The 17,252-nt window shown below is 48.7% G+C and carries 14 protein-coding genes; 2 read left to right on the top strand and 12 right to left on the bottom strand.

The window, feature by feature from the left end:
* Positions 1-81 precede the first annotated feature (81 nt).
* The 11 genes from NG795_RS26800 to NG795_RS26750 all read right to left on the bottom strand — a co-directional run bounded on the left by NG795_RS26800 (position 82) and on the right by NG795_RS26750 (position 13,106).
* Positions 82-747, bottom strand: a complete 666-nt coding sequence (locus NG795_RS26800; protein WP_367291662.1) for a V4R domain-containing protein — start codon at positions 745-747, stop codon at positions 82-84.
* Positions 748-805: 58 nt separating this feature from the next.
* Entirely contained in the window at positions 806-1,279 is a 474-nt protein-coding gene (locus tag NG795_RS26795; protein WP_367291661.1) for a globin family protein, read from the bottom strand.
* Between the two features lie 110 nt (positions 1,280-1,389).
* On the bottom strand, positions 1,390-1,659 hold the full coding sequence (locus NG795_RS26790; protein WP_367291660.1) for a hypothetical protein: 270 nt from the start codon (positions 1,657-1,659) through the stop codon (positions 1,390-1,392).
* Positions 1,656-2,357: a V4R domain-containing protein gene (locus NG795_RS26785; RefSeq protein WP_367291659.1), complete on the bottom strand. Its 702-nt coding sequence runs from the start codon at positions 2,355-2,357 to the stop codon at positions 1,656-1,658. Before NG795_RS26785 ends, NG795_RS26790 begins: the two co-directional genes overlap by 4 nt.
* A gap of 443 nt (positions 2,358-2,800) precedes the next feature.
* Positions 2,801-4,876 carry a GAF domain-containing sensor histidine kinase gene (locus NG795_RS26780; protein ID WP_367291658.1) on the bottom strand — a complete coding sequence of 692 codons (2,076 nt, stop codon included), beginning with the start codon at positions 4,874-4,876 and terminating at the stop codon, positions 2,801-2,803.
* Between the two features lie 445 nt (positions 4,877-5,321).
* Positions 5,322-8,162, bottom strand: a complete 2,841-nt coding sequence (locus NG795_RS26775) for a GAF domain-containing protein (protein ID WP_367291657.1) — start codon at positions 8,160-8,162, stop codon at positions 5,322-5,324.
* Positions 8,163-8,876: 714 nt separating this feature from the next.
* Positions 8,877-9,344, bottom strand: a complete 468-nt coding sequence (gene ybiA / locus NG795_RS26770; protein ID WP_367291656.1) for a riboflavin biosynthesis intermediates N-glycosidase — start codon at positions 9,342-9,344, stop codon at positions 8,877-8,879.
* 430 nt (positions 9,345-9,774) lie between these two features.
* Positions 9,775-10,896 carry a geranylgeranyl reductase family protein gene (locus NG795_RS26765; RefSeq protein ID WP_367291655.1) on the bottom strand — a complete coding sequence of 374 codons (1,122 nt, stop codon included), beginning with the start codon at positions 10,894-10,896 and terminating at the stop codon, positions 9,775-9,777.
* 205 nt (positions 10,897-11,101) lie between these two features.
* On the bottom strand, positions 11,102-11,650 hold the full coding sequence (gene frr, locus NG795_RS26760) for a ribosome recycling factor (protein WP_367291654.1): 549 nt from the start codon (positions 11,648-11,650) through the stop codon (positions 11,102-11,104).
* On the bottom strand, positions 11,637-12,365 hold the full coding sequence (pyrH, locus tag NG795_RS26755) for a UMP kinase (protein WP_367291653.1): 729 nt from the start codon (positions 12,363-12,365) through the stop codon (positions 11,637-11,639). The genes frr and pyrH overlap by 14 nt, the downstream gene beginning before the upstream one ends.
* A gap of 192 nt (positions 12,366-12,557) precedes the next feature.
* Positions 12,558-13,106 carry a thioredoxin family protein gene (locus NG795_RS26750; protein ID WP_367291664.1) on the bottom strand — a complete coding sequence of 183 codons (549 nt, stop codon included), beginning with the start codon at positions 13,104-13,106 and terminating at the stop codon, positions 12,558-12,560.
* Between the two features lie 257 nt (positions 13,107-13,363).
* Here NG795_RS26750 and NG795_RS26745 point away from each other — a divergent pair, with 257 nt between their 5' ends.
* Complete coding sequence (locus tag NG795_RS26745) at positions 13,364-14,299, top strand: alpha/beta fold hydrolase (protein WP_367291652.1); 936 nt, start codon at positions 13,364-13,366, stop codon at positions 14,297-14,299.
* 88 nt (positions 14,300-14,387) lie between these two features.
* Here NG795_RS26745 and NG795_RS26740 read toward each other — a convergent pair whose 3' ends face one another.
* Positions 14,388-16,043 (bottom strand): SulP family inorganic anion transporter, encoded by a 1,656-nt coding sequence (locus tag NG795_RS26740; protein ID WP_367291651.1) that lies wholly within the window; start codon positions 16,041-16,043, stop codon positions 14,388-14,390.
* 343 nt (positions 16,044-16,386) lie between these two features.
* Here NG795_RS26740 and sfsA point away from each other — a divergent pair, with 343 nt between their 5' ends.
* On the top strand, positions 16,387-17,118 hold the full coding sequence (gene sfsA, locus NG795_RS26735; RefSeq protein ID WP_367291650.1) for a DNA/RNA nuclease SfsA: 732 nt from the start codon (positions 16,387-16,389) through the stop codon (positions 17,116-17,118).
* The last annotated feature ends 134 nt before the right edge of the window (positions 17,119-17,252 follow it).

Genomic DNA, 17,252 nt, shown 5'->3' with positions numbered 1-17,252 from the left:
TTAAGAACGACTGAAGTCGTTACTACGAACTTTAGAAAGAAAGAAAAAAACGACTGAAGTCGTTACTACGAACATCGGGAGTTATTGAGAGGATTTGCAGAGGTTTTTTAGGATGGTTTCGTGGTCTTGGGCTTCTAGGATCCAGGGTTCGGCGGGTTTGATGCGATCGCTCAAACCGAGGATGAAGCGGTTGCTGTCGGACCCTAATGATTCACAGGTGGTTTGGAGGCAGAGGAGGTCTCGTCCTGTTAATTGACTGAAAAAGGAGGTTAATATTCCCGCTTCTAAAAAACAGACGGGGCGATTCCATTTGGGGGCTTGGTCTGCGTAGGGGGAATTTTTGGCGATGATGATCAAGAATCCATCTTGATAATGGTCTTGATTTAATTCAAAGCTACCCCAACCCATTGTTTTCCAAAATTGCTGAAAGCATTGAATGAATTGGACCATTTCCATTTGGGAGATGGTTTTTCCATAGTAATCGGAAATTTCTTCACAAAATCTCACATAAAAGTTTTTGCCCCACCATTTACCGCAGTTGAAGAGGACGAGGCGGGCGGCGGATCCGGTTTCATGTTCTAGGCCACTATAGATGGCGGAAATTAAGGTTTCGGGGAGGGCGAGGAGGCGATCGCCTCGGCGGTTTTCCAGGAGTCCGAGTTCTAAGTCGCCTTTCACATAAACGTCATAGGCAAAATAATTGCCGGGGAGTTGTTGTTCTTTCAGCAGGTTGGAAATAGAAATCATAGTGTTATGCTTATAAATTCGCGGTTGGGGATATGTTTTCGATGAGTTAATGGGTGGACTACTGGGGTTTAGTCTCCTCCAATAACATCGCTTTGGCTTTCTCAAATAAGGGCTGAATCAGGGGAAAGTGTTTGTCGGAGAGTTCGGCTTTTATCCCTTGCAGTAATAAGTCGTAGAGGGTGCGTTCGATGGATTGGGTTTGGTGCGTTTGCACGAACCCAGTCATCCAATCGTTCAGGCGTAAGGCGAGAAAGTCGGGGTCACTTAAGAGCATGGCGGTCCCGCAGTAGCGACTAATCAACAGCCAATGTTTGAGCGCACGCTCTAGGAGGTCCTGGCGTTCATCAGGAAAGGCGGCGACGAGGCGATCGGCTACGGGTTGAAAAATCTGTTCTTCTTTGTCCCGGAGAATTTCATAAGTCTCCATGCGTCTAGCTAAGGAGACCGCATAGCGTCGAAAGAGTTCGAGTTCATTGGTCTGTAAATAACGCTGTTCAGCTTGGTCTAGCAGTCGCGCAATCTCGGGGTGCATGGTTGTCTTCTGACCTGGGTTTGAGGATAGGAGAATGTTCAGAAAAGCTGTTTCTGAATTGTGACTGAAGTCGGGGTTTGGAGTCGCAACTTCAGTCACAGTGGAACGTCCTAAAAGGCTTCGAGTAAATCAATCAGAGTGACTTCCTCTTGTGATGAGGAGGCGGTTCCGGCAGAGGATGAGGGTTTGGGGAAGGAACCGACTTCTGGGGTCCCTTCCCAAGGCAGCAGGCGGAAATAATCCCCAACGACCAAGGTCCACCGGGAGGTGGGGTCCGTCGGCTGTCCGTTAGAACCTTGGGTTAGGGGTTGTCCTTGCCAGTTACATTGACTAAAATATTCTTGGACTGACAGTTGTAATAACGATTTGCCGTTATTCATCGCAAGCGTTCTCCGGCTTCTAACCGTTGTTGAATATCCCGAGCAGTGGCTCCTTCATTTTGCCAGAAGGCAGCGGCATCGATGCGGTCCTGACTGCCGAGTAAAAATTTACAGTAGGTTTCACCCATTGAGTAACACTGGAGCTCGATGCAGCTTAACTGTTTGTTGACCAAGCAGGTGAAGAATCCGGCAAATAGACCGGCATAGATGTAGCAGACGGGTTTTCCGACATCGCCGAGGGTGCGAGCAACGGCAGAATCAAAGAGGTTGATAAACATAAATCCATGCTTGCGATCGCTCAGATCGACTTCCCACCGTCCCCATCCTTGAGCAGTAAAGGGCCACCACCAGGTTTCGAGCAGGAACATCAGGTTCGCTTGGCGGATATCTCGCTGATATTCTCTCTCAAACCATTTTTTGAAAAATTCGGCATCTTTGGTCCCCCATTCGCAGCCAATGGTGTACATGATCACCGAGGCGGCACTGCCGACTTCTTCTTCTAACCCTTCAACTAAGCCAATAATAAAGTCTTCGCTGGTAAAGGTATTTCGTCCCTGATTCCAGTCGGTGACAATCCCGGTGTCTGGGTGAAATGAAAAGAAATCCTGAAAATCATAGTGATTGTGCTTGTTGGGCGGCTTTTGCTGACGATTCGGTTCTAAGTTGGCAGCCGGTTTTTTGTTGGTAGATACTACCATCAGACAATACTCCTTGTGATGGGATGGGGTCTTTGGTTTGCTGTCCCGGTCAGTTGCGTTAAGCGGCTTCCTGTCTGGGGGTGGGTGGTCGCGGTCCTCTGTACGGACGATGCCCTGTTCTCCCGTGCCGGTCTATTTCTAATTTTAGGCAACTCAGCGGATATTTGGAACGATGAATTTTGCCGATCGCACTAAAAACCCGGAAAATTGAGCCTAAAAATTCTAACATCAAGAATCATGTATTTTTATTGAGACATTGTTACCAATTAATTTTGATGATAAATTTACCAAACTCGGTAAAAATCCGCGAGGATGCGATTGACATTCAACCGACTTTGTGTATATAAAATACAATCAAGACTGAAGCGCTGGCTGGAGTCAGCCGGGGTTCCCCTTAGCCCTAAACCGAGGCTGTTAGGGCAGACTGGGGCTGACCCAGGGGATTATGCTGCCTGAGAGGTCATCTGAAGCGGCTGAATCGGGATTTCCAGGCGAAACTCGGTCCCTTGTCCGGGTTGAGAAATACAGGTCAAAGAACCCCCATGTTTTTCCACTAAGATTTGATAGCTAATAGATAAGCCCAAACCTGTCCCAGAACCAATCGGTTTGGTGGTAAAAAACGGGTCAAAAATGCGCGATCGCACCTCATCTGGAATTCCCGGACCGTTATCGCAAATCCGAATCACTACCCCGCTTCCCTTCGTCAAGGCTGGGTTTTCCTCCCCTTTGGAACGGCGATCGCCTGGACTGGTGCTAGAAGCATCATCCTCCACCCATTCACTGCTGATTTTAATCCAACTGGGATTGGCACGAATCTGTTCCGGAGTCCGATCGCGATCGCGCATTTCCAAGGCATCGATCGCGTTGCTCAAAATATTCATAAAAACCTGATTCAGTTGTGCCGCATAACAATCTACCAACGGCAACTCAGCATACTCTTTAATCAAATGAATTGACCCCCGGTCCCCTTTAGACTTGAGGCGATGTTGCAAAATTAATAAGGTACTATCAATCCCTTCATGAAGGTTCACCCGCTTTTTCTCCGCTTGATCCAGTCGGGAGAAGTTTCGTAAGGATAAAACAATCCCGCGAATCCGTTCCACTCCCACTTTCATCGAAGATAAAATTTTAGGCAAATCTTCCTTCAAAAAGTTGGATTCGATTTCCTCACTGAATGCTTGAATCGCCTCATGGGGATTAGGATAGTATTCCTGGTACTGTTCGAGCAATTCCAATAAATCTCGGGCATAATCCGTAATGTGAGTGAGATTTCCATAGATAAAATTGACCGGATTATTAATCTCATGAGCCACTCCTGCCACCAACTGGCCGAGACTTGCCATTTTTTCACTTTGGACCAGTTGACTTTGAGCCTGTTGCAAGTTTTGCAAGGTGAGAGATAGTTCTTCCTTTTGATGCTTTAACTGCTCGAAGAGTTCAGATTGATGCACCGCAACCCCAAACTGAGCGCCGATTTGACTGACTAATTCCACCTCATACTCATACCAATGACGAGGACCTGAATTTTGATAGGCTGCCAGCAATCCCCACAAGGTTTCTCCCGCGAGGATGGGAACAATGATATAGGCTTTAGCTTGGAGTTTTTCTAAGAGTTCGATGTGACACTGAGCATGACCTACATTGTAGATATCATTAACGGCGAGGGCTTGATTCTCGCGGTAGCGCCCGCCTTGGGTTTCCTGGAGGTGAGTATCTGCGATATCCGGCAGGTTTCCCACCAGGGGATTCCAGCCCGGGGAAACGGATTCGGCGACGAAATTGCCACTCCAATCGGGTTTGAAGCGATAGACCCCGACGCGATCGGTATCTAAAAGTTGCCGGACTTCTTGGGTGGTGGTTTGGAAGAGGGTATGGATATCCAGCGATCGCCGGATTTTTTGGATGGTAGTCGATAAGGCTCGTTCTCGTCGGGCTGCCATCCCTAATTGTGAGGTTTGGGCTTGGAATTTTCCCTGTTCTTCCAAGCGTTCCAGGGCTAGACACAAGTGAGAGACTATGAGGCGCAGAAACTCGATTTCGCTGGGTTCCCACTGGCACTCTCCCCGACATTGATGCACCCAGAGGAGTCCCCAGAGCGTCTCTTCTTGGTGGAGGGGGATGCACAGGTGAGATTTAACCTGTAAGCGCGTTAAAAAATCGTGATAGCTTGGGGGGAGAGGGGACTGGGAAATATCCGGGATGACATGAATACCCCCGAGGTGATAGTAGGTATTACAGTCGTCCGCAAAGCTGCGATCGCCTAATTCTGCCCCCAATGCCGCGTCCACTGGCGATCGCACATCTTCGGCAATAATTTGTCCCCAACTGCCCTTAGATTCGGGCCATAGGCGAAATACGGCAACGCGATCGACATCTAATAACTGCCGCAGATCAGTCACTGTGGCTTGAAAGAGGCATTCTAGGTCCAGGGATTCTCGAATGCGGGCGATCGCCCGAGACAAGGTTTTGTACGGTTCCGTTGTACCCTGAGCGATCGCCGTTCTCCGTTCTGACTTCATCAAAAAACCTCCCCGCTTCGAGATGTTGTCCGTTTCTATCTTTGTGACGCTCAGTAAACTTTCCATTCCTAATACTCCATCCTATATTCTGCCTTCCACCCTGCTGACTACCCTGCTGACTGTTCCTTGAGGGATTGACTTGAGGGATTGAATTGAGTAGATGCGCGAACTAATTCTGAGGGCAATTGATATCCCGGACCTTCCCTGATTCCTTCTGATTATAAGATTTATAATTTTTTTTGTCTGTGTAAATCAGCCCATTTTTTCGGGTGAATCGTTACGGGGAGTGGTTCTCAATTCATTCTATCAATTCATCTGATTATCCCGATAAATTTTTTCTATGCCATGAGATATAAAGCTTCAACCCTAAGCACAGAGGGAAGGGTCAACTAAAATTGACCCTCCCTCCAAAAAACTGAGGAAAAACGGCCCAGGGTTGCGGAAGCTACCGGGAAGAGGGTAGATGGCTGGGGTTTGATCTTTCCACCTCCGGAGTGGCAGAGGGTTTGGACTGAATAATCGGAATTTCAATCTGAAATTCAGTCCCCTGACCCGGTTCGGAGAGACATTTAAAGGTTCCGGCGTGTTTATCCACCACAATTTGTTTACTGATGGAAAGACCCATTCCGGTGCCCTTGCCAATCTCTTTGGTGGTAAAAAAGGGTTCAAAAATGCGCGATCGCAGATGTTCGGGAATGCCCGGACCATTATCAAAAATACAAATCGCCGCATTTCTGTTCTCGTTATCCCCTGTCACGGTGGTGCGAATCGTAATTCGACAGGGGTCCTGTTGACGTTCTTGAGGCGATCGCTCTTTATCCCAGTCCTCTAAAGCATCAATGGCATTACTCAAGAGATTCATAAACACCTGATTAAGCTGTCCGGCGAAACATTCCACCGGAGGCAGATTGCCATAGTCTTTGACAATTTCAATTCCCGGGCGATCGCCTTTGGCTTTAAAGCGGTGGTGTAAAATCATTAAGGTACTATCAATCCCATCATGAATATCCACCGCTTTCATATCCGTTTGATCCAACCGGGAGAAATTCCGCAAACTGAGTACAATCGACCGGATGCGGTCCGCCCCCACCTTCATGGATGCCAACATTTTCGGCAAATCTTCAATCAGAAAATCTAAATCTATTTCTTCAATAAACTCCTGAATTTCTGATGGAGGCTCCGGGATATGATATTGGTAGAGTTTTTGCAACTCTAACAAATCCTCGGCATATTGGGTGGCATGATTCAGATTGCCATAGATAAAGTTAACCGGATTATTAATTTCGTGAGCAATTCCAGCCACAAGCTGTCCCAGGCTGGACATTTTTTCCCCTTGTATAAGTTGGGTTTGAGCATTTTGCAAATCTTCGATCGCCTGTTCTAACTCCACCGCTTGGGCTTGGGCTTTCGCCGCCGCCGCTTGGGTTTGTTGATAGAGTTCCGCTTGGCCGATCGCGATCGCTGCCTGATCGGCCAGTTGTTGCAGCAGGTCAATTTCTTGCTCTTGCCACAGACGCGGTTGTTCGCACTCATGGGCAATTAAAAATCCCCACAAATCTGAACCCATACAAATCGGCACGATTAAATTAGCCTTCACCTGAATGCTTTCTAAGAATTGCCGATGACAGTCACTTAATTCAGCCGTAGCCACATTATGAATCGCCCGAATCCGTCCTTTTAAATACAAATTGGAAATATCCGTGGGAATGCAGCCGGGACAGCACACCCCTCGAACTGATTGCCAACTTTTCCGGATATCTTCTACCGTCACCGCTCCGTTACCCGTCTCATCAAACTGATAAATTACCACGCGATCGGTATTCAGCAAATTTCGCACCCGCTGGGCGATGGTTTGGAGAATGGTGCTGACATCTAAAGTGCTGCGGATTTGGTCCGTGATTTGTTTGAGGATGCGAGTAAATTTTAACGACTGTTGGAGTTCTTCCGTGCGTTCTTGGACCTGTTGCTCTAGGTTGGCATTGAGGGAATTCACTTCTTTGTAGAGTAAATATTGCTCGATCGCCATTGAAAAATGCTTTCCAAGAGAGCGGGCCATTTCAATTTCTTCCGGATGCCAGTCTTGAGCTTGTCCTGTTTTCCGTTCCCGCCATGCCTCAAAAGATTGCCGAGGCATTAATTGTTTGAGATTACTATTAAAGCGTCCGGCCCATAAGGTTTCGGTTTCAATTTCGTGGCGAAATATGGTTAAATATCCGAGATTTTGTTGTCGGTAAAACAGGGGCAGTACCAGCAGGCTGCGGATTCGCGTGGGGCGGAAATCCGGAGTAAAACAGTTAATGTGAATGGGTTTATAAATATCTGGAATTGCCCAGACGAAACTGGCATGAGATTGTTCTAAATCCGGGGTGGAATGGGCGGTTTCCAGCCAGTCTTTCCACTGGGGATGTTCTTCTAAGATGTCGGAGAATTCAGACTTGATGGGAAGCGGTTGTTCCCCGGAGGTAAACAGTTGACTGCCTGAGTTGTCCAGGTTACTCATTATGGCATTGTGTTTCGCGCCGATGTAGAGCCTACCGCCACATCCATTGAGGGCGGTGACTGTGGCTTCTAGTGCCGCCTGGACCTCGATGGAGGGTTGAGCGTGGAGTAAGGCTGCCACCTGATTGATCGTGGCTTCTCGGGCTTGTTTTTGCTGGGTGGCTTGGAGGAGGGTAGCTTGGGCGATCGCGATCGACACCTGATCCGCCAATAATTGGACCAACTGCAAATCGTCTTCAGAAATGGGGCGCGTTTCTACATGATGGGAGACAATCAGACCCCAGAGTTCCTGATGATGGAGGATGGGGACCACCACGGAGGAGTTGATTCCCATTGCTCTGAGGTAGGTTAAATGACACTCATCTACAGGGCGATAGCGGATGCTGTTTCCACCCTCGACAGATTCGTTCGAGGCATATTCCCTAGAACTGACCCCAATTTGCTGCTTGGCAACATCCACGATAGAACAGACCCGTTCTTTGGTAAACCGTTCTCGCGCTCGTTCGGGAATATCATCGGCGGGAAAATTTAATCCTTTGAGGGAGGGGAGGCGATTTTCATTAATGGACTCGGCAATCACTTTCCCGCTACTATCGGGATTGAATTGATAGACCATGACGCGATCGGTTCCTAATAGGGTCCGGATTTCAGCAGCCGTAGCGGTGAGAATTTCCTCTAAATCCAGAGATTGGCGAATCCGGTGGAGCATTCGATGCAACAACACTTCGCGATCGAGTCTTTGTTGGACGGTTTGTGCGGTATTTGTATTATTATTTTTGAGTGTCATAAAAAATGTGCTTTTTTCCAATCCAGATGTTTTTACCTCGGGAAGGTCCAAAACCCTCCGTATTCCCACCAAATTAGATTTTAAGGCTCTCGAAAAAGTACAGGGTTGAGCGGCACAAATTCCGGTTCTCTACACCCACTCGAATTATTTCGTCGCCTTATGAGTGCCAGTAGGTCAATACCCCACTCTAACGAGACTCCGGCTTGATGTCTCATCTTTAGGTAGCTGAACCGCTCTAGTCTTGACTGACTCAGTTATCGATGAGGAGCGACATCAGCTAAAATTCCCCTGTATGAGTTTCTAGCACACAACTGAGGGTTTAGTTTCTGTTCTCCCGGTGACAGGTCCGATCGCCAAAACCACCATTTTGATGCCTTTGTCAACATCATATCAATAAAATCTTAATATATTCCAGGGTTGTAGAGTTGCAATGACTTATCACCCCGTTCCCTCGTTCCCCCTATTGACAAAAATCTAATTTTCAGGTATATTTAAGGATCAGGGGCATTTTAAAGATTAACAACGGTCTGGAATCCGATAGGACAAAACAAGCGGAAAATTCATCTGTAGAGAGTGGATTTCTGTTGTCCCCAAACCGGATTTTTTGCTAGGGGCGATCGCTCCCCCGATAAATTTTATATCTTGTGTATAGCTTCCCCTCGCCCCCGGTGAAAACCCCCGAAGGAATCCACTCAGCGTTCCCACATTGCCCACTTAACTGGACTCCTTTTCCTGAAGGCGTCCTCGGATTTCTTCCCGGACACTCATCAACATTTGACCGAGATGATTTTGACCTGTGCGGTCCGCACCACAGCCCCAGAAATAATCCGTCGGGGAATCCTCAACAATCAGAAGGTCCTCCGTTGCCAGAAGAATCGCCTGGATCTCTAAATGGCTCAAAAACTTGGTTAATACCGCTTCTCGCATAATCCCGAGTTTGACCCAATCCCAGTTTGAGCGAATGGTCCGAGACGGATCGCGTCCTAATTTCGCCGCTTCATCCGGAGTCGCCGCATTCCGGATTTCAGTAATGATTGACTCATCCTCTACCCCAATAAATTTATGAGCTTGATAATAATGCTCGACTGTCGGCCAATGCAGGCCCTTTCTGCGAATTCCGTGGGGGGAAAAATTAGAAAAACAGCCGTAGGGTTCGTCAACTTTGTAAAAGTAAATTGTCATTTCTATAGTTTAGTTTATTTACGCCTGAACATCTTAAGGATTTACTACATATCGGCTCCTATCAATCCCTTGAACCCTGGGCCCCTCCTTAACTCTATTGTCTATCCGGTGATAGCTGCTTCCGAGGGCCTCCAGACTGGATGCTATAACGCATCTAAATCATCATGACAATAAAGAATTTGCGTCAGTGGGAGCATCCTGTGCTCCCGACTGCGGTGATGGAGCAAGATGCTCCTACAAAAGGGTTCCATTGGACAATTCCTACGAGACTCGGGCTATTATAGGGCGTCGGTATAGGAGGGGGAAGACAACCGGGTTTCTTGACCCAATTGTTCCCCATTTGTCACAAATCTCAACCCGAAACCCGGTTTGTTGTTGTCCTTGGGTTCTCATTCTGTACCCCTGCTTGAGGGGATTAGGTTAAACCGGACTAGCCCCCGAAACCAGGTATCAGGTTTTTCTTGAGACGGTCGATCGCCTTGTCGGCAATATCGGCATAACTGGTTTCCCCACACAATACCTCTACCATGCGCTGAGTCGCACTTGGACGCTTAATCCCCACTTTATAAGCAATTTTGGGAATTCTGTAGAATAAACCAGAGACGCGGGAAGCCCAAACCATTTGCCCTCCCCATTCCTCATTCATCACCTGAGTGTATTTTTCTAAGGCGTTGCTTGTGCCAGCGAGGGCGGCATCAATGGACTCTGCTGCTTTCACGCCGCTAAACATGGAGGGACGAATTCCCTCAGCGGTTAAGGGGTCAACAACGCAGGCAGCTTCCCCGGCAAGGATGGCATTCTGGGTATGGAGTTTTTGCTCTTTTTCCCATAAGCATAGAAAATCCTGATGCACTTGGGTGGAGAGGGGGAACCCATTAGCTTGGGCATATTCAGTTAAGATTTGATCCAGCTTTTCTTTGGTGCCCCCTTGTAAGTTGGCAATGCTGAGGCTGTAACCATCGGCTTTGGGGAAGTTCCAGATGTAGCCTTTTTTGATGCGGCCAAAATCAAACTGAATCAGAGCATTGGGATTTGGGGAAGTAATTTCAATGGCGGCGGCAGGTTGGCGATCGCGCTCTTTAAAGCCCAGCATTTTCGCCATTGGACCTTTGGCCCCATCGGCGGCGATTAGATATTTGGCTTCTAAGGTTTCGGTAGCGGTGGTGACTTGCCAGCGATCGCCTTTAAAAGCAATTTGAGTGACTGCACTGTTGTCCCGAACTTCAGCCCCTTGTTGTTTAGCTTGATCGATGAGGAATTGGTCAAAGATATCCCGACGGACCATCCACATCGGTTCGGGGGTTTCGAGTTGTACCTCTACCGGGTCCTCTCCCTGCCAAGTGTAGCGGAGGCGATCGACCTTCATAGAAATTGCCGGGGAAAAGTCAAAGTCAAACCATTGGGCGATCGCTGGAGAGACACCTCCGCCACAGGGTTTATATCGCGGCAAAGATTCTTTTTCTAGGACTAAAACCGATCGGCCTCGTTTTGCTAAATGATAGGCGGCACTTCCGCCAGCGGGACCCGCTCCTACAATAATGCAATCGAACATAATGATTGAATTTTCACCTCTGAATTGAATTGATTTTATGGCACGCCCTGGGCGCTTGCGCCTCTGTCATCAGACAGAGGACACTCCGGGCATCCTTGACAAACTGTAACGAATAGATGTCAGAAAAACCCAGATAACCTGAAGAATTATCTGGGTTTTTTAGTTGATTACAAACTCGCTAGGCTTGGGAAAACGGTCCGAAAAATTAGACAGTAGTGATGTCTTTTTCTTTCACCGCCAGCACTTCATCGATTTTTGCGACGTATTTATCCGTCAGTTTTTGAATGTCATCTTGCAAAGCTCTCGATTCATCTTGGGAGATGTCGCTATTTTTTTCCTGCTTGCGGACTGAATCAATGCCATCCCGACGAGCATTGCGAATGGCAACCTTCCCTTCTTCGGCATATTTTCCAGCAACTTTCACCAGTTCCTGACGGCGATCGCTGGTTAACTGGGGAATGTTCAACCGAATGACTGCCCCATCATTGCTCGGAGTTAAGCCCAAATCCGAGGTTAAAATGGCTTTTTCGATAACAGCCAAACTGCCGCGATCGAACGGTTGAATCGAAATCGTACTCGCATCGGGGGTATTGATGCTCGCTAACGATTTGAGCGGGGTGGGTGACCCGTAATATTCCACCATGATTTTGTCCAGCAAAGAGGTATTCGCTCTGCCGGTGCGAATGGTGTTAAAAGAGCGTTGAGTAGACTCAACGGCTTTTTTCATCAGATCTTCTACTTCAGCTAACTTCACAAAAACCTCCCACAATCGTTCCGACGTTTTCTCCCAAGACCGCTCGGCGGATGTTACCCGGTACCGAGAGGTCAAATACTATGATCGGGATATTATTGTCTTTGCACAGGGCGATCGCGGTACTATCCATCACCCGTAAATCGTGCGTTAAAACATGACCATAAGTCAGGCTATTATACCGTTTCGCATCCGGGTTCACATGGGGGTCACTATCATAAATCCCATCAACTTTAGTTGCCTTAAAGATCACCTCAGCATTGATTTCTGCTGCTCTTAGGGCGGCGGTGGTATCCGTGGTAAAGAAGGGATTTCCCGATCCTGCCCCAAAAATAACCACCCGTTTTTTTTCTAGGTGGCGAATGGCACGACGACGAATATAGGGTTCAGCAACTTCCTGCATGGCGATCGCGGTTTGCACCCGCGTCTGTACGCCCATGCGTTCGAGAGAATCCTGCAAAGTCATGGCATTCATCACCGTGGCGATCATGCCGATGTAGTCAGCAGTCGCCCGATCCATGCCTGCCGCTGCTCCCTTAACTCCGCGAAAAATGTTACCGCCACCGACAACAACTGCCACTTCTACGCCATCGGCAATTAGATCTGCCAACTGTTGAGCGATTTGCTCAACCACGATGGGATCGATGCCGTAATTTAGCTCGCCCATCAATGCTTCGCCACTCAGCTTTAGTAAGACTCGCTGGTACACTCTCCCCATCAGCTCACTCTTTTCCCAACTGTATTTGCCTCCCCCATAAGATAGCAGGATGTCGGCATTTTTCGACGCATTCTACCCGAAATCATCCCTGAGTTGTCTGGAGACTCCCGGAAATGCTTGGGATAGGGGTCCATTTTGACGGTTTGGGTCTATGGCCCTTGGACGGGACGGGAAGTTTGAGGCAGTCCGGGTTTAGGGTCCTTTTTGATGCCATTTGAGGGAACTGCCAATGGTTTCGGTAGATTCTATGACGATGGGTTCCTCAGATAGCAGGGATGCGATCGCCGCTCTCAAGTAGGCAACCTTTACCGCTTCCGGGCGATCGGGACAATCATCAATGGACCCTCGATAGCGCAAAATCCCCTCCCCATCCAGCAAAAACACCTCGGGGGTCGTTGTGGCCCCAAAGCAATGGGCTACATCCTGGGTGGCATCCCGCAGATAGGGAAAATTTAGGTCCTTTTCCTGGGCGAAGGACTTCATTTGTTCAAAGCTATTTTCAGGATATTGGCTGGCATCGTTGGAGTTAATGCCAATCAGGGTAAAGCCTTTGTCGTTAAAATCCGTCTGGATCTGGTTGAGGCGATCGAGATAGGATTGGACATAAGGACAGCGATTGCATAAGAAAATTACGCCCACTCCCCGATAGTCTTCCAAATACCGGGCTAAGTGATGAACGCGATCGTCGATTCCCGGCAATTCAAAATCCGGGGCATGGCTTCCGATAGCAGTCCCTATCATTTCCATAAAACTGAGTTCTCTGTGGTGTGGACTGAGCAATTCAACAATAGCGAGCGCTTAATCGGGTCGTAGCATCTTCCCGACAAGTTGGGATTCATGCTTGCTCTACCCTTAGTTTATGCACTTTAAGAGCCCTTCGTAAATTCCCAAGTCCAAAATTTGAGGCTTCCAAGGGCGGGAAAAAATTGTAACATTATGTTAAGCCCACCTGTTGATATTCAGGGGCGATCGCGCTGAATTCCCTCTTTTCCCCAATCATGACTCTGATTCCTTCCCACCCTTCACCCCCCTCCCCTAGCGCCGCCTTGCCCTTTCAAACCTGGACCTGGCGCGGGTTTCCGATATGCTACCAACAGCAAGGAGAGGCAGGACCGGCAGTGGTCCTCGTCCACGGATTTGGAGCCTCCTGTGGACACTGGCGCAAAAATATTCCAGATTTAGCAACAGGTTGTCGAGTCTATGCCATTGACTTGATTGGGTTTGGTTACTCAGCGAAACCGACCCCTGGGGAGGCGATCGCCTATACCTTTGAAACCTGGGGACAACAACTCGCCGATTTTTGCCGGGAAATCGTTGGGGGTCCCGCCTTCTTCGTCGGCAATTCCATTGGCTGTATTGCCATCATGCAAGCTGCGGTGGATCATCCCGAACTCGCCCAGGGCATTGTCGCCATTAACTGTTCCCTGCGCCTGCTGCACGATCGCAAACGCTCCCTAAAACCCTGGTATCAACGAGTTGGTCCACCCATTGCACAAAAAATATTATCTGTCAAGTGGATTGCCCAATTCTTTTTTAGCCGATTAGCCACTGCAAAAACAGTCCGCTCCATTTTATTGCAAGCCTACCGGAAAGCAGATGCCGTCACCGATGAACTGGTGGAGATTATTCTCGGACCCTCCCGAGATGCCGGTGCCGTGGATGTGTTTGTCGCCTTTACCCGCTATTCTCAAGGCCCGTTACCCGAAGACTTGCTACCGATTTTACCTTGCCGAACCCTCCTCCTCTGGGGCAGCGATGACCCCTGGGAACCCCTCACCCTGGGACAAGAATTTGCCCAAATTCCGACGGTAGACCAGTTTATTCCCTTACCGGGATTAGGGCATTGTCCCCAAGATGAAGCCCCCGAGGTTGTTAATCCCATTGTGTTGGAGTGGATATTAAAAAAACAAGGGGAATTCCAGGGTGGGGAATAGGGTTGGCAGAAATCTGTGGTCATTAGGATTGAGATTTGCTTTCAAAAAATCGGGGGAATTGTTTTTAGCAAAATCGCCCCGATTCCTCCTATAAAATTCGGGTACGTTTCGAGATTAAATCAACAGCCCGTTGTAAGGCTTCTTGGCGATTTTCCATGAGGTGAATACAGGAAAATCGGTCAAGTTTAAGTTTGCCGAGACGTCGCCGGGGTTGTCCCGGAGAGACGACAACAAACACCTGGCGATCGCATTGTTCGGAATCCATCAGCATGGTTTCAATGGCTAAAGCTGCGGTGACCCCCATCGTTGGAACTTCGCTCATATCCAAGACTAAAGCCTGATAATTTTTGAGAATGCTAATCCGTCGGGAAAATGTTTTTGCCGCACCGAAACTCAGGGCTCCCCCTAATTGAAACAGTAAAATATCCCCTTGGCATTGAGTCAGTAATTCGTGTTCTTCCTCACTTAACCCCATTGCTAAGGAGGGGTCACTGACTGCCCGAATGCGATCGCTCTGAACATCTGTGAGGCGCTTAATTGTCAGCACATTGGCGATAAAGACTCCCACTACAACAGCGGTGACTAAATCCACAAATACCGTGAGAACGAGTACCAAAGTCATCAGCCCTGTTGCCCGAGGAGAGAGACTCGGTGCACGGCGGATAAAGCTCCAATCAATGATATCCATGCCCACTTTTAACAGCAGTCCCCCAAGTACCGCATGGGGAATCACTGTGGTTATGGGACCTGCCCCCAAGGTAATGATCAGTAACACTCCAGCATGAATAATCCCCGAAAGCGGCGTGCGACCCCCCGCCTGAACGTTAGTCACCGTCCGCATGGTGGCCCCGGCCCCCGGTAATCCGCCAAAGAGTCCGCAGAAACAGTTGCCAATCCCTTGTCCAATCAGTTCTTTATCCGAGTCGTGATGAATTTGGCTAATGTTGTCCGCGATCAGGGAAGTGAGAAGGGAGTCAATGGAACCCAGAATCCCCAGGATTAACCCATAGCGCATCATCGTTTTGAATTCGCTGCCGGTAAAGGTGGGCATTTGCAGATGGGGTAATCCCGTGGGAATGACTCCGATGCGAGGGACATCCCCATTGCTGATCCACAGGACCGAAACCCCGGTTGCGATTACCAATGCCAGCAGGGGGGCGGGACAAATTCGATTCAGGCGCGGGGGGGCCAGGGTGACGATCGCCAGGGTTAGGACTCCTAACCCTAAAGCGTAGAAATTCGGTTGCATCAGATAGCTGGGCAGTTGTTGCAGAATTCCCCACACACTCCCCCCGCCTTTATAGCCCAGCAGAGGCGGCAGTTGCAGCAAAATCACAATCACCCCAATTCCAGACATAAATCCAGAAATGACCGTGTAGGACATCAGGGTGAGGTACTGTCCCAGTTTCATAAACCCAAAGAGAATTTGAAACAGTCCCCCGATGATGACGACAGTAAATGCCATTGCTAACCCTGTATCCGGGTTACGCCCCACCAGGGAAGCAATGACGGTGGTAATAATCACCGTCATGGGCCCCGTGGGGCCAGAAACTTGGGCCGGGGTCCCGCCAAAGAGGGCGGCAAAAAAACCGAGGATAATTGCGCCATAGAGTCCAGCAATGGCCCCAGCACCGGAGGCGACTCCAAAGGCTAACGCGAGGGGTAGGGCAACGATCGCGGCGGTAATGCCACCAAATAGGTCCCCCCGTAGATTCTCAATCCCAATCTTATTTACTAACTGCATCGGTTTGGCAAGAAGGTTGCAAGAGGTTTGTTTGGTTTACGGTTCAATCATTTCCCGGGAATGTTTGTGTTGTTTATTCTCCTTAGTTTTGCCCCGGGGCGATCGGCCTGAAACCTGATTACTCTAGGTCTTTTTACCCGAGGGAATTTTGTTCTCTCCGTTCACTTTAGCTGGTTTTTTCTCTCAAAACCGTTCTAAAAATCAAGATTCGTTGATGTTCACTTAGATGGGATTCGCGATCGCACCCCAGTTTCTTGCCCCCCTCAACTCTCAGCTTGCGGATCAGTCTTCGTCCCTATTTCTGATAAACTGGTTCGTTCACATCACAGTCCCCATTGCAGACATGAGCGAGTTTGTTTACAACTATCCCTCTTTATTTCCCGGTACTTTACTCAAGCGGTATAAACGCTTTCTAGCTGATATCAAACTAGATACCGGCGAAGAGATTACTGTACATTGTGCGAACCCGGGTAAAATGTTGGGCTTATCCGCCCCGGGAAGTCGGGTAATGGTGTCCCTAAGTGCCAATATTAAGCGGAAGCTACCCTATAGTTTGGAATTAGTGGCAGCGGAAGAAAATCCGACCACTTGGGTGGGCGTGAATACCAGTTTACCCAATCAAGTGATTAAATTAGCTTTGGCAGAACGACTGTTTCCGGGATTGGGGGCATACGAGACGATCAAGCCGGAAGTGGTTTATGGACGCGATCGCAAGAGTCGGGTAGATTTTGTTCTCACTGGAACTGAGGGAACCACACCGATTTATCTGGAAGTGAAAAATGTCACTTGGGCCCAGGGAGAAAAAGCATTATTTCCCGATGCTATCACCACCCGAGGACACAAGCATTTGTTAGAATTAGTAGATGTGATCGAGACTCACTCAGCTAGGGCAGTGGCGTTATTTTTTATCAGTCGGGGAGATTGTGAGGTTTTTGGTCCAGGAGATACAGCAGATCCGCTTTATGGCAAGTTGTTACGGGAAGCGGTTGCCAAGGGTCTGGAAATTTTACCCTGTCGGTTTGAGTTAAGTCCGCAAGGGGTGAGGTTTTTGGGTTTAGCTCAGGTGGCATTTTAGGCTCGGAAAAATTGTTCGTAGTAACGACTTCAGTCGTTGCTTGCCTGTCATGGCATCTGCCATGACAGGCATTGGGAGTGGCGGCTTAGATGGGGCGTTACTTGGCTTGACGCCAAGTAACGCGGTAACGACTG

It is taken from the genome of Laspinema palackyanum D2c (genome assembly GCF_025370875.1).
GTDB lineage: Bacteria > Cyanobacteriota > Cyanobacteriia > Cyanobacteriales > Laspinemataceae > Laspinema > Laspinema palackyanum.
The sequence above is the reverse complement of the archived record's forward strand: the minus strand, read 5'-3'. Positions and strand labels throughout refer to the sequence as shown.